Origin of the sequence: Halomonas sp. G15 (assembly GCF_021282295.1) — a bacterium.
Lineage (GTDB): Bacteria > Pseudomonadota > Gammaproteobacteria > Pseudomonadales > Halomonadaceae > Halomonas > Halomonas alimentaria.
Genome location: NZ_JAJSPA010000001.1, coordinates 162,740 through 182,310, shown reverse-complemented (window position 1 = coordinate 182,310; position 19,571 = coordinate 162,740). Strand labels below are relative to the sequence as shown.

At 66.9% G+C, this 19,571-nt stretch carries 20 protein-coding genes; 9 read left to right on the top strand and 11 right to left on the bottom strand.

What is annotated here, in order from left to right:
- Positions 1 to 6 precede the first annotated feature (6 nt).
- The 4 genes from LWH48_RS00885 to dcd all read left to right on the top strand — a co-directional run bounded on the left by LWH48_RS00885 (position 7) and on the right by dcd (position 3,625).
- Positions 7 to 738, top strand: a complete 732-nt coding sequence (locus tag LWH48_RS00885) for an RNA pseudouridine synthase (RefSeq protein WP_232910916.1) — start codon at positions 7 to 9, stop codon at positions 736 to 738.
- Positions 739 to 882: 144 nt separating this feature from the next.
- Complete coding sequence (locus LWH48_RS00880) at positions 883 to 2,001, top strand: hypothetical protein (protein WP_232910915.1); 1,119 nt, start codon at positions 883 to 885, stop codon at positions 1,999 to 2,001.
- A gap of 157 nt (positions 2,002 to 2,158) precedes the next feature.
- A complete protein-coding gene (gene apbC / locus LWH48_RS00875; RefSeq protein WP_232911025.1) occupies positions 2,159 to 2,959 on the top strand; it encodes an iron-sulfur cluster carrier protein ApbC in 801 nt (266 codons plus the stop codon).
- 99 nt (positions 2,960 to 3,058) lie between these two features.
- Positions 3,059 to 3,625, top strand: coding sequence for a dCTP deaminase (dcd, locus tag LWH48_RS00870; RefSeq protein WP_132042428.1), 567 nt, complete (start codon positions 3,059 to 3,061; stop codon positions 3,623 to 3,625).
- A 116-nt stretch (positions 3,626 to 3,741) separates the two neighbouring features.
- Here the strand turns inward: dcd and purN are convergent, their stop codons facing one another.
- Together purN and purM are read right to left on the bottom strand one after the other, a co-directional pair.
- Positions 3,742 to 4,479, bottom strand: a complete 738-nt coding sequence (gene purN / locus LWH48_RS00865) for a phosphoribosylglycinamide formyltransferase (protein ID WP_232910914.1) — start codon at positions 4,477 to 4,479, stop codon at positions 3,742 to 3,744.
- On the bottom strand, positions 4,476 to 5,540 hold the full coding sequence (gene purM, locus LWH48_RS00860; protein WP_232910913.1) for a phosphoribosylformylglycinamidine cyclo-ligase: 1,065 nt from the start codon (positions 5,538 to 5,540) through the stop codon (positions 4,476 to 4,478). Before purM ends, purN begins: the two co-directional genes overlap by 4 nt.
- Before the next feature lie 125 nt (positions 5,541 to 5,665).
- On the opposite strand from purM, the gene LWH48_RS00855 reads away from it, so the two are divergent.
- Positions 5,666 to 6,745: an AI-2E family transporter gene (locus LWH48_RS00855; RefSeq protein ID WP_161432339.1), complete on the top strand. Its 1,080-nt coding sequence runs from the start codon at positions 5,666 to 5,668 to the stop codon at positions 6,743 to 6,745.
- Positions 6,742 to 7,443: a DnaA regulatory inactivator Hda gene (gene hda / locus LWH48_RS00850; protein ID WP_232910912.1), complete on the top strand. Its 702-nt coding sequence runs from the start codon at positions 6,742 to 6,744 to the stop codon at positions 7,441 to 7,443. Before LWH48_RS00855 ends, hda begins: the two co-directional genes overlap by 4 nt.
- A 13-nt stretch (positions 7,444 to 7,456) precedes the next feature.
- Here hda and LWH48_RS00845 read toward each other — a convergent pair whose 3' ends face one another.
- Together LWH48_RS00845 and LWH48_RS00840 are read right to left on the bottom strand one after the other, a co-directional pair.
- The gene (locus tag LWH48_RS00845; protein ID WP_232910911.1) at positions 7,457 to 8,008 is read right to left on the bottom strand and encodes a carboxypeptidase-like regulatory domain-containing protein; all 552 of its coding nucleotides are present in this window, start codon (positions 8,006 to 8,008) and stop codon (positions 7,457 to 7,459) included.
- Between the two features lie 173 nt (positions 8,009 to 8,181).
- Positions 8,182 to 8,559, bottom strand: a complete 378-nt coding sequence (locus LWH48_RS00840; protein WP_420841784.1) for a phasin family protein — start codon at positions 8,557 to 8,559, stop codon at positions 8,182 to 8,184.
- Positions 8,560 to 8,752: 193 nt separating this feature from the next.
- Between LWH48_RS00840 and LWH48_RS00835 the strand changes: the two genes are divergently transcribed.
- A complete protein-coding gene (locus LWH48_RS00835) occupies positions 8,753 to 10,132 on the top strand; it encodes a class II fumarate hydratase (protein WP_232910910.1) in 1,380 nt (459 codons plus the stop codon).
- A 3-nt stretch (positions 10,133 to 10,135) separates the two neighbouring features.
- Here the strand turns inward: LWH48_RS00835 and LWH48_RS00830 are convergent, their stop codons facing one another.
- The 5 genes from LWH48_RS00830 to phnD all read right to left on the bottom strand — a co-directional run bounded on the left by LWH48_RS00830 (position 10,136) and on the right by phnD (position 14,743).
- Positions 10,136 to 11,200 carry an endonuclease/exonuclease/phosphatase family protein gene (locus tag LWH48_RS00830; protein ID WP_232910909.1) on the bottom strand — a complete coding sequence of 355 codons (1,065 nt, stop codon included), beginning with the start codon at positions 11,198 to 11,200 and terminating at the stop codon, positions 10,136 to 10,138.
- 76 nt (positions 11,201 to 11,276) lie between these two features.
- On the bottom strand, positions 11,277 to 12,086 hold the full coding sequence (gene phnE / locus LWH48_RS00825) for a phosphonate ABC transporter, permease protein PhnE (RefSeq protein ID WP_232910908.1): 810 nt from the start codon (positions 12,084 to 12,086) through the stop codon (positions 11,277 to 11,279).
- Entirely contained in the window at positions 12,080 to 12,895 is an 816-nt protein-coding gene (phnE, locus tag LWH48_RS00820; protein ID WP_232910907.1) for a phosphonate ABC transporter, permease protein PhnE, read from the bottom strand. The genes phnE (LWH48_RS00825) and phnE (LWH48_RS00820) overlap by 7 nt, the downstream gene beginning before the upstream one ends.
- Positions 12,882 to 13,697 carry a phosphonate ABC transporter ATP-binding protein gene (gene phnC, locus LWH48_RS00815; protein ID WP_232910906.1) on the bottom strand — a complete coding sequence of 272 codons (816 nt, stop codon included), beginning with the start codon at positions 13,695 to 13,697 and terminating at the stop codon, positions 12,882 to 12,884. The genes phnE (LWH48_RS00820) and phnC overlap by 14 nt, the downstream gene beginning before the upstream one ends.
- A gap of 77 nt (positions 13,698 to 13,774) precedes the next feature.
- Complete coding sequence (phnD, locus tag LWH48_RS00810) at positions 13,775 to 14,743, bottom strand: phosphate/phosphite/phosphonate ABC transporter substrate-binding protein (protein WP_232910905.1); 969 nt, start codon at positions 14,741 to 14,743, stop codon at positions 13,775 to 13,777.
- A gap of 111 nt (positions 14,744 to 14,854) precedes the next feature.
- Here phnD and LWH48_RS00805 point away from each other — a divergent pair, with 111 nt between their 5' ends.
- Positions 14,855 to 15,451 (top strand): histidine phosphatase family protein, encoded by a 597-nt coding sequence (locus LWH48_RS00805; RefSeq protein WP_232910904.1) that lies wholly within the window; start codon positions 14,855 to 14,857, stop codon positions 15,449 to 15,451.
- Here LWH48_RS00805 and glpD read toward each other — a convergent pair.
- Both glpD and LWH48_RS00795 read right to left on the bottom strand, forming a co-directional pair.
- Positions 15,429 to 16,940 carry a glycerol-3-phosphate dehydrogenase gene (gene glpD, locus LWH48_RS00800; RefSeq protein WP_232910903.1) on the bottom strand — a complete coding sequence of 504 codons (1,512 nt, stop codon included), beginning with the start codon at positions 16,938 to 16,940 and terminating at the stop codon, positions 15,429 to 15,431. The two genes, LWH48_RS00805 and glpD, sit on opposite strands and share 23 nt — an antisense overlap.
- A gap of 146 nt (positions 16,941 to 17,086) precedes the next feature.
- A complete protein-coding gene (locus tag LWH48_RS00795) occupies positions 17,087 to 17,845 on the bottom strand; it encodes a DeoR/GlpR family transcriptional regulator (protein WP_232910902.1) in 759 nt (252 codons plus the stop codon).
- Positions 17,846 to 18,056: 211 nt separating this feature from the next.
- Here LWH48_RS00795 and glpK point away from each other — a divergent pair, with 211 nt between their 5' ends.
- Positions 18,057 to 19,541, top strand: coding sequence for a glycerol kinase GlpK (glpK, locus tag LWH48_RS00790; protein ID WP_232910901.1), 1,485 nt, complete (start codon positions 18,057 to 18,059; stop codon positions 19,539 to 19,541).
- Positions 19,542 to 19,571: the final 30 nt, after the last annotated feature.

The window sequence follows — 19,571 nt, the reverse complement described above, 5'->3', positions numbered from 1 at the left end:
GCAGTAATGAGCAACAACGAAAGTGGCGAACGCCTCTCCAAGCGGCTGGCCCGTGAGCTGCCCTGTTCTCGTCGCGAGGCCGAGCTCTTTATTGCCGGGGGTTGGGTGAGCGTAGACGGCCGGATCGTCGAGGAGCCCCAGTTCAAGGTCGTCGAACAGCGAATCGAGCTGATCCCTGGGGCCCGGCCGCTGGAGATTCCGCCGGCGACACTGCTGTTCAACTGCCCTGCCGATATCGGCGTCGCCGAGGGCGAGGACCTGGCCAGGCGCCTGATCCGCAAGGCCAACCACTGGACGGAGGATCCCGCCGGACAGCCGCCGCTCAAGGCACACTTTCGTGGACTGGTCACCCTGCTGCCGCTGGGCCCCGCCGAAGCGGGCCTGATGGTATTCACCCAGGATCGTGGCGTGGTGCGACGCCTGGAGGAGAAGCGCTCGCGGCTGGAGGAGGAGTGGCTGGTGGAAGTGACCGGTACCCTGGACGAGCAGGGGCTTGCGGCACTGCGCGATGGTTCGGCGGTGCCGGGGCGCCGCCTGGCCCCGGGCAAGGTCAGCTGGCAGAGCGAGACCCGCCTGCGCTTCGCCATGAAGGGCATGGTGCCCGGCCAGCTCGAACCGATGTGCCGTGCCGTGGGGCTCACGGTGGTTGGCCTGCGCCGCCTGCGTGTCGGGGGCGTGTCACTGGGTTCGGTGCCGACTGGAGAGTGGCGCTACCTGCGAGGCGACGAGCGCTTCTGAGTCGCAGGGGTGGTCCACCGCGTCCCTTTCCCCGCTGGGTATCGCTCTGTATGCTGAACTCGAGTGCCCCACTACTGCTCGGCCCCTGCCGACCGGTCCCGAATCCGGAACCGGCCCCCGGGCCGACTCAACGAGGATGCATCCATGTCGGAAACCCCGCAGACATCACCGTTCAAGGATAACCGCGTGCGCGGCCTCGCCGGCATCGCGGCCGTTGGCGTCGTCTGGGCGATCATCGCCCAGAGCAGTGCCGGTACCCACAAGGAGGCGCGCGAGGCCCTGGAGGCCGAGATGGCCGTGCTGGAGTCGCGTAACCAGACACTGGCCACCCAGCTGGAAGAGCACGACCAGGCCAGCCAGGAGATCGAGGCGCTCGAGGCGCAGATCGCCGAACTCGAGCAGCGCCGACAGACCCTGGAGGCCGACGTCGAGGCACGTGAGGCCGAGGCCAGCGAGCGCCTGGAGGCCATCCAGGCCGACATCGGCTCTGCCGAGACGCGACTCGAGGAGCTGAAGGGGTCCCGGGAGGCCCTCGAGGCGAATATTGCCACGCTCGAAGAGGAGCAGTCGGGCCTCGAGGCGACCCTGGCGGAGCTGAAGGAGGAGCGCGACACCGTGGAGCAGGCGCTCAGCGATGCCGAGGAGGCGCGCGAATCCGCCGAGGCTGCCCGTCAGGAGGCCGAGGGCCAGCGTCAGGAGGCCGAAGAGGCCCGCCAGGCGGCGCTGGAGGAGCGCCAGGCCGCCGAGGAGGCGCGTCAGCAGGCAGAAGCGGACCTGGAGAGCCTGCAGGGGGAGATCGATGCGGCGGGAGAGCGCCATGCGGCACTCCAGGAGGAGGTCGAGGCCAGCCAGGCCGAACGCGACCAGCTCGAGGAGCGCCTCGCTGCCCTGGGCGAGGAGCGCGATGCCCTGACTCAGGAACTCGAATCCCTGCGCGATGAGCGTGACCAGGTGCAGCAGGCAGTCCAGGAGGCGCAGGGCCAGCTCGAGGACCTCAAGCTGGCCATCGGCATCGGCCGCGACGAGCAGGCCGCCGTGGAGAGTGAGGTCGAGCGTCGCGAGGCCCAGCTGCGTGGGCTGGAGTCGCAGCTGGCGACCTGGCGCAGCGAACTCGAGTCGCTCGAGGTCGGCAGCAGCCAGGATTCCAGCGGGGATTCGGAGTCGGCAGAGACCGAGACGAACCTCGGTGGTGATGCAGAGGCCGGTGAGGCGGCGGACAGCGAAGCCGAGCCGACGGCCGAAGAGGGCGATGATCAGGGCTGAAAGCGGCGTGCCCTGACAGCATGACAGGACGGCGGGCCCCGGGGTCCGCCGTCCTGCTGTGGTAGGTTCGGTCGCCGTCAAGCAAGGCGTATACTGATTTCCAGTGTGTCGGTCTCGCGCCGGCGCGGTGATTCTACAAGCGAAGGAGCAGGACGTGATCGAAGGGGTCAAGCATATCGTCGCCGTGGCATCCGGCAAGGGCGGCGTCGGCAAGTCTACCGTCACCGTGAACCTGGCCCTGGCCATGGCCGCGGAAGGGTACCGGGTAGGCATCCTGGATGCCGACATCCACGGCCCCAGCCAGGCCCAGATGCTCGGTGTGGGGGAGGGCGTGCGTCCCGAGGCGGCCGGCGAGAATCGCATGCGCCCGCTCGAGGCCCATGGCATCCAGGCCATGTCCATGGCCTTCATGGTCGATATCCGCGAGCCCATGGTGTGGCGCGGACCGATGGTAGCCGGGGCCTTCCAGCAGCTGCTGACCCAGACCGTCTGGGATGACCTGGACTACCTGTTCATCGACATGCCGCCGGGTACCGGTGACATCCAGCTGACCCTGGCTCAGAAGGTGCCGGTAGATGGCGCGGTGATCGTCACCACGCCCCAGGACATCGCCCTGCTGGACGCCCGCAAGGGGATCGAGATGTTCCGCAAGGTCAACGTGCCGGTGCTCGGGGTGGTGGAGAACATGTCGCTGCATATCTGCTCGAACTGTGGTCATGCCGAGCCGATCTTCGGCGAGGGTGGCGGGGAGCGCATCGCCCAGGAGTATGAGACTCGGGTGCTGGGTCGCCTGCCGCTGACCCTCTCCATCCGCGAGCAGGTCGACGGTGGCCGGCCCACGGTGGTCGCCGACCCGGAGGGCGAGGTGACCGCCACCTTCCGCGACATGGCGCGCCAGGTCGCCGCGCAGGTGCAGGCCCAGGCCGACGAGGGCCCGAGCATCTCGTTCAGCGAGTGATTCTCAGTGTGTCCCCCGGCGTGACGCCCGGGCCCGGGGCCGCTATCATGGCGGCCCCGGGCCCGCGCCCCTGATTCCAACGCAGCAGGAAAAGGTTCCATGAGCATCAAGTCCGACAACTGGATTCGCCGCATGGCCGAGCAGGAGGGCATGATAGAGCCCTTCGAGGCCGACCAGGTTCGCTATGTGAACGAGCGTCGGGTGATCTCCTACGGGACCTCCAGCTACGGCTACGACGTGCGCTGTGCCGACGAGTTCAAGGTGTTCACCAACATCCACTCGGCGGTGGTGGACCCCAAGGCCTTCGATGACAAGAGCTTCGTCGACGTCAAGGGTGACGTCTGCGTGATTCCGCCCAACTCCTTTGCCCTGGCGCGTACCGTGGAGTACTTCCGCATCCCGCGCAGCGTGCTGACCATCTGCCTGGGCAAGTCCACCTACGCGCGCTGTGGCATCATCGTCAACGTGACGCCGCTGGAGCCGGAGTGGGAAGGGCACGTGACCCTGGAGTTCTCCAACACCACCAACCTGCCGGCCAAGATCTACGCCAACGAGGGCGTGGCCCAGATGCTGTTCCTAGAGTCCGACGAGGTGTGCGCGACCTCCTACAAGGACCGCGGCGGCAAGTACATGGGGCAGCGAGGCGTGACCCTGCCGCGCACCTGAGGGCCTTCGGCCAGGTTCAAGTGACAAGGTGCAAGTGACAAGAAAGCCCCGCCGGCGCGCAGCCTGCGGGGCTTTTCAGTGTCGCTGGAACGTCTTTCTACTTTCTACTTGGCCGCTTATCCCTCGAGTTCCTCGTCCAGCTCCTCGGCGGCGTCGGCGTGGGACATGCGCATTCCGTGCAGCGGCAGCGGGGTGCCGTCCAGGGTCGCACCCTCGCCGGTGAACTGCAGGCGACCCTCCAGGCACCACTTCACGGCGATGGGGTAGATGAGGTGCTCGCGGGCGTGCACCTTCTGCTTGAGGCTCTCCTCGGTCTCGTCCGCGGCGACCTCGACCACGGCCTGCATCAGGACCGGCCCTCCGTCGAGCTCCTCGGTGACGAAGTGCACGCTGCAGCCGTGCTCGGCGACACCATCGGCCAGCGCCCGGGCGTGGGTGTTCAGGCCCTGGTAGTCGGGCAGCAGCGAGGGGTGGATATTGATCAGGCGCCCCAGGAAGCGCTGCACGAAGCGCGGGGTGAGGATGCGCATGAAGCCGGCCAGTACCACCAGGTCCGGCTCATGGCGCTCGATCACCTTGATCAGGGCGCCGTCGTAGGCGTCGCGACTCTCGTACTCTCGGTGGGGCAGTACCACCGCGTCGATGCCCGCCTCCCGGGCGCGGGTCAGCCCGTAGGCGTCCGGCTCGTTGGAGACGACCGCGACGACCTCGCCGCCCAGGGCGTCGTGGCTCTGGGCGTCGATCAGCGCCTGCAGGTTGCTGCCGTTGCCGGAGATCAGCACCACCACCCGGCGGGCATCGGCAGCCTCGGGGGTGAAGTCCTGCAGGGTATCGCTCTCGTAGTTCTCGCTCATGCCGAAAGGTTCTCCAGGATCACCCGTTCGCCGCCATTCTCGCCGGCGACGATCTCGCCGATACGGTAGACCGCCTCCCCATGGGCCTGCAGGTGGGCGCGGGCCTGGTCGGCCTTCTCGGCCGGGACCACGATGACCATGCCGATGCCGCAGTTCAGCACGCGGTACATCTCCTCCTCGGCGACGTTGCCCTGCTCACGCAGCCACTCGAAGACCGCCGGACGCTGCCAGGCGCTGACATCGACCCGGGCAGCGAGGCCCTCGGGCAGCACCCGGGGCAGGTTCTCGGTGAGACCACCGCCGGTGATATGTGAGAGGGCATGCACCGGCACGCCGCTCTCCCTGATCAGCGACAGCAGCGGCTTCACGTAGATGCGCGTCGGCGCCATCAGGGCGTCGCCCAGGGACTCGCCGGCGAGCTCGGTGTCCAGCGCGGCGCCGGAGACCTCGAGGATCTTGCGGATCAGCGAGTAGCCGTTGGAGTGGGGGCCGGAGGAGGCCATGCCCAGCAGCACGTCGCCCTCGGCCACCTTGTGGCCGTCGAGGATCTCGGACTTCTCCACGACGCCGACGCAGAAGCCGGCCAGGTCGTAGTCGCTGCCCTCGTACATGCCGGGCATCTCGGCGGTCTCGCCGCCCACCAGGGCGCAGCCGGCCTTCTCGCAGCCGGCGCCGATGCCGTCGACCACGTCGGCGGCGATGTCCACATCGAGCTTGCCCGTGGCATAGTAGTCGAGGAAGAACAGCGGCTCGGCGCCGGCCACCACCAGGTCATTGACGCACATGGCCACCAGGTCGATACCGATGGTGTCGTGGCGACCCAGGTCCATGGCCAGGCGCAGCTTGGTGCCCACGCCATCGGTGCCCGAGACCAGCACCGGCTCGCGGTAGCCGGTGGGCAGTTCGCAGAGGGCGCCGAAGCCGCCCAGTCCGCCCATCACTTCCGGGCGAGTGGTACGCTTGGCGACCCCCTTGATGCGGTCGACCAGGGCATTGCCGGCGTCGATATCGACGCCGGCGTCCTTGTAGCTGAGCGAGGGGCGTGAGGAGGAGTCGGTCATCGGGAGTCCTGTCGGGTGGTCGGCGTGGCGGGAGCCGCCACGCGGTAGGCAAGTCTGGGGCGGAATTGTAGCATCACGGCGAACGGCTGGCAGCCCGTCGGCGGTCGCGGGACAAGGAGGTAGCAATGCGCAGACAGTGGTGGGTCGCGGCCGGGTTGGCGGCGCTGGCGCTGTGGTTCTTCGTCAGCATCGAGCCGGTGCTGATGCCGTTCTTCGTCAGCATGGTGCTGGCCTATCTGGGTGACCCCCTGGCCGACCGTCTGGAGGCACTGGGCCTGTCGCGCCGACTCTCGGTGTCGCTGGTGTTCCTGCTGCTGACGCTGGTCATCGTGATCTCGCTGCTGCTGGTGGTGCCGGTGCTGGGTCGCCAGCTCGCCCAGCTGGTGGAGTCGCTGCCGGCAGTGCTCGAGTGGATACAGCAGACGGTGGTACCGAAGGTGCAGTCGTTGACCGGCATGGACCTTTCCACCGATATCGATGCCCTGCGCCAGACGGTGATGGACAACTGGAAGGAGACCGGCACCTTCGCCGCGACCCTGCTCTCCCAGGTGTCGCGTTCGGGCCTGGCACTGGTCGGCTGGATCGGCAACCTGGCATTGATTCCGGTGGTCACCTTCTACCTGCTGCTCGACTGGGACATCATCGTCGCCAAGGTGCGTGACTGGCTGCCGCGGCGCTGGGAGGATACCGTGATCCGCCTGGCGGGCCAGTGCGACGAGGTGCTCTCGGCGTTCCTGCGCGGCCAGCTGATCGTGATGCTGTGCCTGGGGATCATCTACGCCATCGGCCTCACCCTGCTGGGGGTGCGCTTCGGCCTGCTGATCGGTCTGCTCTCGGGGCTGGCCAGCATCGTGCCCTACCTGGGTGTGATCGTCGGCATCAGCGTGGCCGGCCTGGTGGCCTTCTTTCAGGGCGGCGAGTGGTGGCTGCTGCCGGGGGTGGCGGCGGTGTTCGGCTTCGGCCAGGTGGTGGAGAGCGTGGTGCTGCAACCCAAGCTGCTGGGCGACAAGATCGGCCTGCACCCGGTGGCGGTGATCTTCGCGGTACTCGCCGGTGGCAACCTGTTCGGCTTCACCGGGGTGCTGCTGGCGCTGCCGGCGGCGGCGGTGATCATGGTACTCTTGCGGGAACTCAACAGCCGCTACAAGAACAGTGCCTTGTACGACGAGACACTCAACCGAAGCCACGACGAGGAGTCGCCATGAGCCGTGCGCCCGCGCAGCTGCCACTGGGCGTCGGGCTGCGTGACGATGCCACCTTCGTCAACTTCCATCCTGGCCCCAACGCCACTCTGGTGGGGCGGCTGACTCACCAGCTCGAGCCCGAGGGCGAGCCCTTTCTCTACCTGTGGGGGGCGCCGGGAGTGGGGCGCAGCCACTTGCTGCAGGCCGCCTGCCACGCGGCTTCGGATCGCGACATGCGTGCCCTCTATCTGCCGCTGGAGGAGCTCGGCCACTTCCCCCCGCTGATGCTCGAGGATATCGAGCGCCTGGACCTGGTGGCCATCGATGACCTGGACCGGGTAGTGGGACGGCCCCGCTGGGAGGAGGCACTGTTTCACGCCTTCAACCGCCTGCGCGATGCCGGCAAGCGGCTGGTGGTGGCCGCCGAGGCGCCACCGCGCCAGCTACCCGTGAAGCTTCCCGACCTCGCTTCGCGCCTCTCCTGGGGGGTGACCTTTCACGTCCAGGGGCTGGACGACAGCGGGCGCCTGGCTGCCCTGCAGCTGCGTGCTCGGGGGCGCGGCATGCAGCTCGGTGACGAGGTGGCGCGTTACATCCTGCACCGCGGGCCGCGGCGTCTCGATGAGCTGTTCCGCCTGCTGGAGCAGCTCGACCGTGCCTCGCTCTCCGCCCAGCGCAAGCTGACCATTCCCTTCGTCAAGCAGGCGCTGGGCTGGTAGCCAAGCACTCGACTCACCGCGCGAGCGTTATCTCCCTGTGCTGTCCGTTACCCAGCGAGATCTGGCGGATCACTACCCTGGGTTTGCCGGTCTGCGGGTCGGGGCCTGCACCCGAGACGTAGAATTCTCCGGCGGGCAGGTTGGAGACACGGAAGTAGCCGTTGCCGTCGGTGCGAGTGGTGTGGGTGTACTCCCGTGCCCTGGGGTCGGCGGGCTCCACGGCAACCCCGGCCAGCGCCTTCTCGGCGGCCTCGGCGGAGTAGCTGGTCACCGGCGCCACCGAGACGCCGGCATTGGGCACCGCACGTCCGCTCAGCGTCAGGCGCCCGCTGACCGCCGCACTGCCGTGTTTCTCGAGCCTGGCATACTCGGCCTCGGGATAGGCGACCTCTCTCTTGGCGCGTGAGGCAGTGGCGTCGCGCTCCGCTTCACGAGTCTCCTGCGGGGCATCACGCTGGGTCTCACCCCGCTCGATGACCTCGATCCGCTCGGTAGGGGCGGGGGGAACGACTTCACAGCCGGCGAGCACCAGTGCCGCGAAGACGAGGGGAAAGTAGCGTTTCATGATTGACCTCCCTATCCGGTTCAATTTCTGCAGGCGCCCCGTGCCTCGGCCAAGGGTAGCGTAACACCAGGCCAAACGGCATGCCGCTACCAACGAAAACCGCCGCCCTGCAAGGGGCGGCGGTTTGGGGATCTCCCGGGGGAGCAGGGCGCCGGAGCGCCCCGAGGTCAAGCTTACTGGGCGGCCTTGGTGGCGGTCGCCTGGGCCTGCTTGACGTTCTCCTCGGTCAGCTTCTGGCTCTGCTGGACGAAGTCCTGCTGCAGGGAGACAACCTTCTCGGCGTCGCCCTTCATGCGCTCGGCGAGGTCCTTGGCGACCTTCTGCTGACCTTCCATGTAGGAGCGCAGGCCTTCGGCATCCTTGACGTTCATCAGGGTGCGCAGCTGGGCCAGGCCGGTGTCGGTGTAGGCCTTGGTGGCGTCGAGCTGGGCGTGGGCCAGTTTCTCGCTGTAGTCCACGGCCAGGTTGGCGTAGGCGCGGGCCGGAGCGAAGAACATGGACTCGACCTGCTTGGTGTCGAAGGCCTTGGTGTCGAAGTTGAAGGCGTTCATCATGGTGGAACCTCCTGGTTTCACTGAGTGTAGGGGAGCAGTTGCTGCTCTGTTGCGATGCACAATAGCAGAGCGGCTTGTGCAGTGCAACATCGATATCGAGCAGCACCGCGAGTGACGCGGGCCTTGCCGAATGGGGTGGGCGGCACCATGGTGAGGGGAGAGAACCGCGGCCGACATGAGGAGCCAGGCGATGAGTGCGACACGCAGCGAACGCGACAGCATGGGGGCGCTGGAGGTCCCGGCGGATGCCCTCTATGGGGCGCAGACTCAGCGCGCCGTCAACAACTTTCCGGTCTCGGGCCAGGCCATGCCCGCGCCGTTCATTCATGCCATTGCGCGTATCAAGCTCGCCGCGGCGCGCGTCAATGCCGAGCTCGGGCTACTCGACGACGAGCGCGCCGAGGCGATCGCCACCGCCGCCGAGGCGGTGATTCGCGGTGAGCATGATGAGCACTTTCCGGTGGACGTCTTCCAGACCGGTTCCGGTACCTCCAGCAACATGAATGTCAACGAGGTGCTGGCGAACCTGGCCAGTCGCAAGGGGCTGGAGGTGGGGCCCAATGATCATGTCAACATGGGCCAGTCCAGCAATGACGTGATTCCCACCGCCATCCATGTCGCCGCGGCGCTGGAGGTGACCAACCGCCTGCGTCCGGCCCTGGTCCATCTGCGCGAGACCATCGACAGCCGCGCCGCTGATCTCGATGGCGTGGTCAAGACTGGCCGCACCCACCTGATGGACGCCATGCCCCTGCGCATGAGCCAGGAACTGGGCGGCTGGTCGAGCCAGCTGGGGCAGGCCATCGAGCGCCTGGATAGTGCTCTGGTCAGGCTCTGCCGAATTGCCCAGGGGGGCACGGCGGTGGGTACCGGCATCAATGCCCACCCCGAGTTCGCCGAGCGCATGGCCGCCCGGCTCTCCGAGCAGAGCGGACTCGCCTTCACCCCAAACGACAGCTTCTTTGCCAGCCTCGCCTCCCAGGATGCGGCGGTGGAGCTCTCCGGACAGCTCAGGGGCCTGGCGTGTGTGATCATGAAGATCGCCAACGACCTGCGCTGGATGAACTCTGGCCCCCTGGCCGGCCTCGGCGAGATCGAGCTGGAGGCCCTGCAGCCGGGCAGCTCGATCATGCCGGGCAAGGTCAACCCGGTGATCCCCGAGTCGGCGGCCCAGGCCGCTGCCCAGGTGATCGGGCTCGATACGGCGGTCACCGTGGCCGGGCAGAGCGGCAACTTCCAGCTCAACGTCATGCTGCCGCTGATCGCACACAATCTGCTGACGTCGATCACCCTGATGAGCAATACCGCCTGGCTGCTCGGCAACCGCGCCATCGCCACCTTCCGGGTGCGTGAGGAGAACCTCGCCGAGCCGTTGTCACGCAACCCCATCCTGGTGACGGCGCTGAACTCGGTGATCGGATACAACGCCGCGGCGGCCATCGCCAAGCAGGCCTACCAGGCCGGTCGGCCGATCATCGAGGTGGCCGAGGAGCAGACCGAGCTCTCCCGGGAGGAGCTCACGCGGCTGCTCGACCCCGCTGCTCTGACGCGGGGCGGAATACCGGAATAGCGCTCACTCCTGCTGCTCGCGCTCCTTGCCCTCGTGGACCGTGTTGTGGGCCTCGCGGTGCTCTTCGGCGTCCGCCTCTGGGGTGTCATGCTCGTCGGCTCGGGCGGGCCGAAAGCAGAGTGTGGCCAGGATGGGAAAGTGGTCAGAGCCGAAGCCGCGCAGCCGCTTCAGGCCTCCCAGGGTGAAGTGCTCGCTTGCGAACACGTGGTCAAGCGGCCAGCGCAACAGGGGATAGTGGGCGTGGAAGGTGCTGAACATGCCGCGGCCCCGGCGTGGGTCGAGCATGCCGCTTACCCGGCAGAACAGGCGTGTGGTGCGAGACCAGGCGACATCGTTGAGGTCCCCCGCCACCAGGGTCGGCACCGGGTCGTCGTGGATCGCCTTGCCCACCAGCAGCAGCTCGGCGTCGCGCCACAGTGACTCCTCGCTCTCGCCGGGGGCAGGCGGGCGTGGGTGCAGGGCGTGGAGGCGGATCTCGTCGCCGCAAGGCAGGCGAACGCCGGTATGAAACGAGGGGATATCGTCCTGGATCAGCCACTGGACCTCGGGGTCGACCAGCGGCAGGCGTGAATAGAGATGCATGCCATAGAGGTTGTCCAGCGGAACCCTTATTGCATGGGGCCACGCCTCGTTGAGGGCGCCATCGAGCTGCTCCTGCCACCAGCCATCGGACTCCAGGGTCAGCACGAGGTCGGGGCGGTATTGATGGATCTGTGCGATCAGCCCCCGGGCATTGCGGTTGGGCGTCAGGACATTGGCGATCAGCAGCGTCAGGCAGCGGCTCTCGTGTCCAGGCTCGGCGCGCTTGACCTGTACCGGCCAGAACGGGGTCCAGGGCAGTACATGGACGACCTGGATCGCGATCACCATCAGGCAGCTCCCAAGGCCAACCAGAGACCAGGGGGCGTCGGCAAATGTGCAGATGGGCAGCAACAGCAGGGCGGCGGCGGCCAGTTGTACCCGGGGGAATTCGGCAGCGCGAATCCACCACCAGGTGACGCGCAGCCTGGCGACGAGGGTGATGCCGAGCAGCAACAAGGCAAGCACTGCAGACGCAATGGAGACCACTAGGCATTTTCCCTTGCAGACGATGGTGCCAGCATACCCCGCTTCGACTCACCTGGCTCGCTCGGGGCGTCATCACCTACAGCGCACGGCGGCGCAGCAGGCCGGTGATCGCCTCGCCAATCAGCACTAGCACGATGATGGCGATCAGGATGGTGGCTACCGTCTGCCAGGCAAAGGTGTCTATGGAGCCCTGCAGGATCACGCCAATACCGCCGGCCCCGACCAGCCCCAGCACCGTGGACTCGCGGATGTTGATGTCCCAGCGCAGTATGACGATGGCGAAGAAAGCCGGCATCACCTGGGGCACGACGGCATAGGCGATGACCTTCGCCTTGGAGGCGCCGGTCGCTTCCATGGCCTCCACCGGGCGACGATCGATCTCCTCGATGGCCTCGCCCATCAACTTGCCGATGAAGCCCACCGAACGGAACATTATGGCCAGTATCCCGGCCAGCACGCCTGGGCCGAAGATCGCCACGAACAGCAGCGCCCAGATGATGGTATTCACCGAGCGGCTCGAGACCAGGATGAAGCGTCCCAGCCACAGACAGGCGCGGTTAGGCGTGGTGTTCTGGGCGGCGATATAGGAGACCGGCAGGGCGATGAAGATGGTCAGCATGGTGGCCAGGGTGGCGATATGCACGGTCTCAATCATGGCACTGACGATCTCGCCGAGGCGGCTCGGGTCCGGCGGCCACATGCGGGCGCCCAGGCTCGAGATCTGATTGGGGGCATCCCATACCCAGGGCCAGAAGATGTCGATGTCGCGCACAGCCCAGACGACCAGCATCAGCGTCAACAGCATCACGCCGTAACGGATGAGCTGCTCCCGGGGATTGTGGCGTCGCCAGATGCGATCGGCCAGCAGGTCGGCGTCCTCTACCATATCTTCTTCCTTACCCAGCCGCTCACGCCCTCGCTGACCAGGATCACCGCGATGATCACCAGCAGGATGGCGAATGCGAAGTCATAGTCGTATCGCCCGAAGGCGTTCATCAGGGTGCTGCCGATCCCTCCTGCGCCGACGATCCCCACCACCGCGGAGGCGCGTAGGTTGCTGTCGAGCTGGTACATGGAGAGCCCCACCTGGCGCGGCAGGATCTGGGGAAAGACCGCATAGTGGAGGGTGGCCAGATAGCCGGCGCCCGTGGCACGCATGGCCTCGACCTGGCCCCAGTCGATCTCCTCTATCTCCTCGGCGAGCAGCTTGCCGACGAAGCCGATGGAGTAGAGCGTCAGCGTCAGGATGCCCGCCAAGGGACCAAAGCCGACGGCAGCGACGAAGAGGATGGCGACGATCACTGGATGGAAGCTGCGCGAGACGATGATCACCGCGCGTCCCAGCAGGTAAATGGGCAGCGGTGCGATGTTGCGCGCAGCCATCACCGCGAACGGAATCGACAGCAGGACCCCGAGCAGGGTGGAGAGGACGGCGATCTGCAGGCTCTCCGTGAAGCCGGTCAGCAGCAGGTCGAAGCGCGAGAAGCTCGGCGGGAAGCCGCCGCCGAAGATCCGCGCGGCGCGTGGCAGCCCTTCGCTGATGCGCTCCCAGTTGAAGGGCAGGGTGCCAAGAGCCCAGACGAGATAGACAGCCACCACTGCCAGCACGCCATAGCGCAGGATGGGGTTGGCGATGAAGGGGGGCTTGCGCCAGGTTCGGGGTGTCGTTCCCCCGCTGGCTTCAGGGCGAGTCATGGCGAATCTCCCGTTCACGCTTTCCGGGGTCGGCCTGAGGCGTGATGGTCTCGTCCTCCGGCGACTCGATGCCGCCGTAGATGGCGTCCAGGGCCGCCTTGTCGAAGTCGGCGGGGGCACCATCGAAGATCATGGTGCCGTGGCGCAGCCCAACGATGCGGTCGGTGTAGCTCCTGGCCTGGGCCACGTTGTGGATGTTGATCAGCACCGGCAGGGCCAGCTCGCTGGCCAGGCTCTGCAGCAGTACCATGATCTGCTCGGAGGTGCGCGGGTCCAGCGATGCCGTGGGTTCGTCGGCCAGCAGTACCTCCGGTTCCTGCATCAGGGCGCGCACCACGCCGACCCGCTGGCGTTCGCCACCGGAGAGCTCGTCGGCGCGCTTGTTGGCGTAGTGGGCGATGCCTACCCGCTCCATCAGGGTAAAGGCTCGCTTGATGTCCTCCTGGGGATAGCGTCGACTCACCGCCTGGAACAGGCTGACATAGCCGAGTCGCCCGGCCAGCACGTTCTCCATCACGGTGAGGCGATCGATGAGGTTGAAGCCTTGGAACACCATGCCGATCTTGCGCCGCGCGCGGCGCAGCTCTCGGTGGCGCAGGTTGACCAGCTCGGTACCGTTGAGCCGGATCGAGCCCGAGGTGGGTTCCACCAGGCGGTTGATACAGCGCAGCATGGTGCTCTTGCCGGCGCCTGAGGCACCGACGATGGCCACCACGCTGTTGCCGTCGACGGCCAGGTCGAGCCCCTTGAGCACGGGCTCGTCCTGACCGTAGCGCTTGACCAGGTTGGAGATCTCTAGCATCGCGGCTTCTCGTTGGACGCGGCGTCGCGACGCCCATGCCGGCCACGAGGGCGGCATGGGCGGTCGAGCGGGCATGGTTACTGGAGGTTGTCGGGGGTGTACTCGACGCCGTTGGCGTTCTGGATGGTGCGGATGACCTTCCAGTGCTCCGCGTAGTTGATGGGGATGAACTTCTCGACGCCCTCGAACTCCTCGCCCAGCTCGGTGCCTTCGAACTCGAAGCTGAAGAAGGCCTCCTCGATCTTCTCGACCAGCTCCGGGTGGAGGTTGTGGGCATAGTTGTAGGAGGTGGTCGGGAAGCTGTCGGACTCGTAGAGGAGTCGGACGTCGTCGGGGTCGTAGAGGCCGCGTGCCGCCATGCGCTCTACCACTTCGGAGGCGACCGGGGCGGCGTCGTAGTCCCGGGCCACCACGCCGAGCATGGACTGGTCATGGCTGCCTGAGTAGACCACCTCGTAATCCTCGTCCGGCACGATGCCGAGCTCGGGGAACAGGGCCCGCGGGGCCTGGTTGCCGGAGTTGGAGGTGGGTGAGGTGTGGGCGACCCGCTTGCCCTTGAGGTCCGTCACCTCGTCGATGCCGGAGTCGACGTGGGTATAGAGCTGCAGGGTGTAGCCGAAGCGGCCGTCATCCGATCCCATCAGGGCGAAGGGCACGGCCCCTGCCAGGTTGACGGCGAAGGGCGTCGGGCCGGTGGAGAAGCCGGCGATATGCAGGCGGCCGCTGCGCATCGCCTCGACCTGGGCCGAGTTGGACTGCACGGCGAAGAAGCGCACGTCGCGGCCGGTGACCTCCTCCAGGTGGTCGATGAATGGCTGCCAGATATCGGAGTAGATGGCCGGGTCTTCCACCGGGGTATAGGCGAAGATCAGGGTGTCGGGGTCGGCCCACTGGGCTTCATCCGCCGGGCGGTCGGCCACCATGTCGCCGTTCTCGTCGCAGTAGATGGCGTCCAGGGCGCCGCGTTCACACTCCTGGGCCTGGGCCGTACCGATCATCAGCAGGGCCAGGGGCAGCAGGGCGAAGAGGGTGTGGGGACTGGGCATGGCGTACCTCGCGTTTGTTGTTGTCCTTGGGTATGTTCGGTTATCGACACGCAACGTGCATCGATGATTATTTCCGAATCGCCTCATCAATTTAGGGTTGGTGACAATATCATGTCAAACGGCTTCTCCCTCGCCTCTCAGTCCCTGAAAAACCACTACCTGCTGATGCGTCACGGGCACAGCGAGGCCAACCTGGCGGGCAGGATCGTCAGTACGCCAGCGCGCGGGGTAGGAGGCTGCGGCCTCTCGGCGCGGGGGCGCGACCAGTTGGTCGAGGTGCTGGCAGGGTGGCGCTGGGCGAGGCCGCAGCGCGTGGTGCACTCGGACTTCCTGCGCACCACCGAGACTGCCGAGCGTATCGCTCGCCACTTCGGGCTGGGGCTCGAGGCCGACACGCGCCTGCGGGAACGCCACTTCGGCGACCTGGAGGGGGAGAGGGATGTGCGCTATGCCGAGGTCTGGGCACGGGATTCCCGCGACTCCGCCCACCGCTACGCCGGCGTCGAGTCGGTGGTCGAGGTGGCCGCGCGGATGATGGCGGTGATCGAGGAACTGGAGCGGGCCCATGCCGGCGAGACCCTGCTGCTGGTCAGCCACGGCGACCCGCTACAGATCCTGCTCACCGCCCTAGAGGGCCGCGACCTGGCCCGGCACCGTGAGCGGGAGCCGCTGGCGCCGGCGAGCATCACGCCACTGTGGAGGCCCTGAGGTCGGTCCGCTCGGCGAGGTAGTCGGCCAGGCGCCGCCGCTCGGCGGCGGTGACGCGTACGTCGAGCTTGGTGCGCCGCCACAGGATGTCCTCGGGAGTGCGCGCCCACTCCCGCGCCACCAGGTAGTCGACCTCGGCGGGGGTGAGGCCGGCGCCCAAGGCCTCGCCAAGGTCCTCCTCCCGGCGCGCGCCTTCGAGGAACTCGCGGCACAGGCTGCCGTAGGTGCGCGCGAAGCGCGCCGCCCGTTCCTCGCCCAGCCAAGGGTAGGCGTCCAGCAGTTCGGCGCGCAGGGCGGCTTGGCTCTCGATGTCGCCCCCCGGCAACGGAGTGTGTTCGGTCCAGGCCTGGCCCATGGCGGGGAGGTGCGGGGCGAGGCGTGTCAGTGCCGCCTCGGCGAGCTTGCGGTAGGTGGTGATCTTGCCGCCGTAGACGGAGAGCAGCGGCGCCCCCGAGGTGTCGAGGTCGAGGGTGTAGTCGCGGCTCATGGCCGAGGGGTCGGCCGATTCGTCATCGCACAGCGGACGCACGCCGGAGAAGGTGCGGATCACGGCGTCCCGGGAGAGCTGGGTGCGGAAGTGAGCATTGACCACCGACAGCAGGTAGTCGATCTCCTTCGCAGTTGCCTCGACGCGTGACGGGTCGCCCTGATAGCGCCGGTCGGTGGTGCCGATCAGGCTGAAGTCTTCCTCGTAGGGCAGCACGAAGACGATGCGCCGGTCGGTGTTCTGCAGGATATAGGCGCGCTCGTCATGGTTCAGGCGAGGCACGATCAGGTGGCTGCCCTGGATCATGCGCACGGCATAGCGCGAGGGTCGCCGTAGCTGCTCACGCACCACGCCCTCGACCCAAGGGCCCGCGGCGTTGACCAGGGTGCATGCCCGGCGTGTGAAGCGTTTGCCGTCACCTTGCCGCTCCAGGGTGAGCTCCCACAGGCCCGCCACCTCCCGGGCGGCGACGCAGCGGGTTCCGACCAAAATCTCGGCACCGGCGTCGTGGGCCTGGCGTGCATTGAGCACCACCAGGCGGGCGTCGTCGACCCAGCAGTCCGAGTATTCGAAGCCTCGGTGGATGTCGTCCAGCAGCGGGGAGCCGGCATCGAAGTGCAGTCCCCGGGAGGCCGGGAGGGCCCGCCGGCCGCCTAGGTGGTCGTAGAGGAAGAGCCCGGTGCGCAGCATCCAGGCCGGACGCAGGTGGGGGCGGTAGGGGAGGATGAAGCGCAGCGGCCAGATGATGTGCGGGGCCTTGGCAAGCAGCACCTCGCGCTCTCGCAGCGCCTCGCGCACCAGTCGGAATTCGTGGTGTTCCAGGTAGCGCAGGCCGCCGTGGATCAGCTTGCTGCTGGCCGAGGAGGTGGCGCCGGCGAGGTCTCCCTGTTCGCACAGGCCCACCGATAGGCCCCGCCCGGCGGCATCGTTGGCGATGCCGGTGCCATTGATGCCGCCGCCGATCACGAAGAGGTCGAGCACCTCGTCCGACTTGTCGCTCATGGAATCTCCTGCCCGGGATTGCCGGACCTCGATGATGTTTGATTTCGAAAATAGACGAAAACAAAACGAACATCAAGGCGCGTCAGGATTCACCTGGCGTGCCGGCCAGGGCGATGGTAAGAGAGGGAGGGCGGGAGCGCGCGGTCTCAGGCGATATGCAGGGTCACGTCGTGCTGCTTCAGCAGGCGCAGGATGGCCTCGGGCGGCTCGCGGTCGGTGAACAGGGCATCGAGCTGTGCCAGGTTGCCCTGGCGGACCACGGGGTTGCGCTGGAACTTGGAGTGGTCGGTGGCCAGGAAGACCTTGCGGGAATTGCGGATGATGGCCTGGGCGACCCGCACTTCCTGGTAGTCGAACTCCAGCAGGGAGCCATCCTCGTCGATGCCGCTGATGCCGATGATGCCGTAGTCGACCTTGAACTGGTTGATGAAGTCGATGGTCGCCTCGCCGATGATGCCGCCGTCGCGGGAGCGGACCTGGCCGCCGGCGATGATCACGTTGAAATCCTCCTTGTGCTGGAGGATCGCCGCCACGTTGAGGTTGTTGGTGATCACCTCCAGTCCCTGGTGGTCGAGCAGCGCCTCGGCGATCACCTCGTTGCTGGTCCCGATGTTGATGAACAGCGACGAGTGGTCGGGGATGTGCCGGGCGAGGAGGGCGGCGATGCGCTGCTTGGCCTCGAGGTTGAGGGTCTTGCGGGTCGAGTAGGCGGTGTTGACGGTGCTCGACTCCAGGCCGGCGCCGCCATGGACCCGGCGGATGCGTCCTTCCGCGGAGAGGGTGTTGAGGTCGCGGCGAATGGTCTGTGGGGTGACCGTGAAATGCTCTGTGAGCTGCTCGATGCTGGCGTAGCCCTGGCGGCGCACCAGTTCGATGATGGCGTCCTGGCGTTGCTGCTGGTTCATGGGATCTCCTAGGTTCGCCGGATTCTACGACATCGTCACGGTCGCTGCAGGGACTGCTGCGCACCTGAGTCTTCATCCAAAGTCTCAGTGTCTCAGGTGTCTGGGGGTTTGAGCAGTGCGATTGGCTGGAGTAGTCTGGATGATCATAAACGAACATTAGCGTTTGGCTGCGAAACTTGCATGCCGCTAGAGCCACAACAGGATGCTTGCCATGGCTTCATACCTCCTGGCCATCGATCAGGGCACCACCAGTTCCCGCGCCATCCTCTTCGATCGTGATGGTCAGGCTATGGCCACGGCGCAGCGCGAATTCCCTCAGCACTTTCCCCACGATGGCTGGATCGAGCATGATCCGGAGGATATCTGGGAGTCTGTTCTCGCCACCTGCCGCGAAGTGCTCGCCGATACGGGCATCGCCCCGGAGGCGATCGCCGGGGTCGGCATCACCAATCAGCGCGAGACCACCGTGCTGTGGGACCGGGCGACCGGCGAGCCGCTCTACAACGCCATCGTCTGGCAGGATCGCCGCACTGACGAGGCCTGCCGGCAGTTGCGTGAGGCGGGCCACCTGGAGGATGTCCAGTCAAGCACGGGGCTGCTGATCGACCCCTACTTCTCGGCGACCAAGCTCGGCTGGCTGCTCGATGAGATCCCCGGTGCGCGGGAGCGGGCCGAACGGGGAGAGCTGGCCTTCGGCACCGTGGACAGCTTCCTGATCTGGCGGCTGACGGGCGGTCGGGTGCATGCCACCGATGCCACCAATGCCTCGCGCACTGCCCTGTTCAATATCCATGAGCAGCGCTGGGACGAGGCGCTGATGGCCCTGTTCGGCATTCCCGCCTCCCTGCTGCCCGAGGTCAAGGACTCCAGCGACGACTTCGGCCACGTCGATGCCCGCTGGCTGGGGGGTGAGCTGCCCATCGCCGGGGTGGCCGGTGACCAGCAGGCCGCGCTGGTGGGGCAGGCCTGCTTTACACCCGGCATGGGCAAGAGCACCTACGGTACCGGCTGCTTCATGATCGTCAATACTGGGGACAGTGCCGAGACTTCGCGAAATCGGCTGCTGACCACGGTAGCCTATCGGCTCAACGGCAAGCCCACCTACGCCATGGAGGGCAGCATCTTCGTTGCCGGAGCCACGGTGCAGTGGCTGCGCGACGGTCTGCAGCTGTTTGCCGACGCCGCGGAGACCGAGGCCCTGGCGCGCCAGACGCGCAGCGGCCATAGCGTCTATCTGGTGCCGGCCTTCACCGGTCTCGGTGCACCGCACTGGGACCCCAAGGCGCGCGGGGCGATCTTCGGTCTGACCCGCGATACCGGTATCGCCGAGATCGTCGCCGCCGGCCTCCAGGCGGTCTGCTACCAGAGCCGCGACCTGCAGGTCTGCATGGACGATGACATGTCCGCCACGCCGGGCATCCTCAGGGTCGATGGTGGCATGGTGGCCAACAACTGGGTGATGCAGTTCCTCGCCGACATGCTGGGCGTTCCGGTGGACCGCCCCACGGTACTGGAGACGACTGCCCTGGGTGCCGCCTATCTCGCCGGCCTCCGGCTCGGCTGGTATCGCGACCTCGACGAGATCGCCGCGCTATGGCGCTGCGAACGGCGCTTTTCGCCGCAGATGGACGAGGCGGAACGCGAGCGCCTCTATGGGGGCTGGAAAGAGGCTATCGAGCGGGTGCGTACCGAGTAGCGTGAAACCGTTCAAGGTGCTGATTCGCCG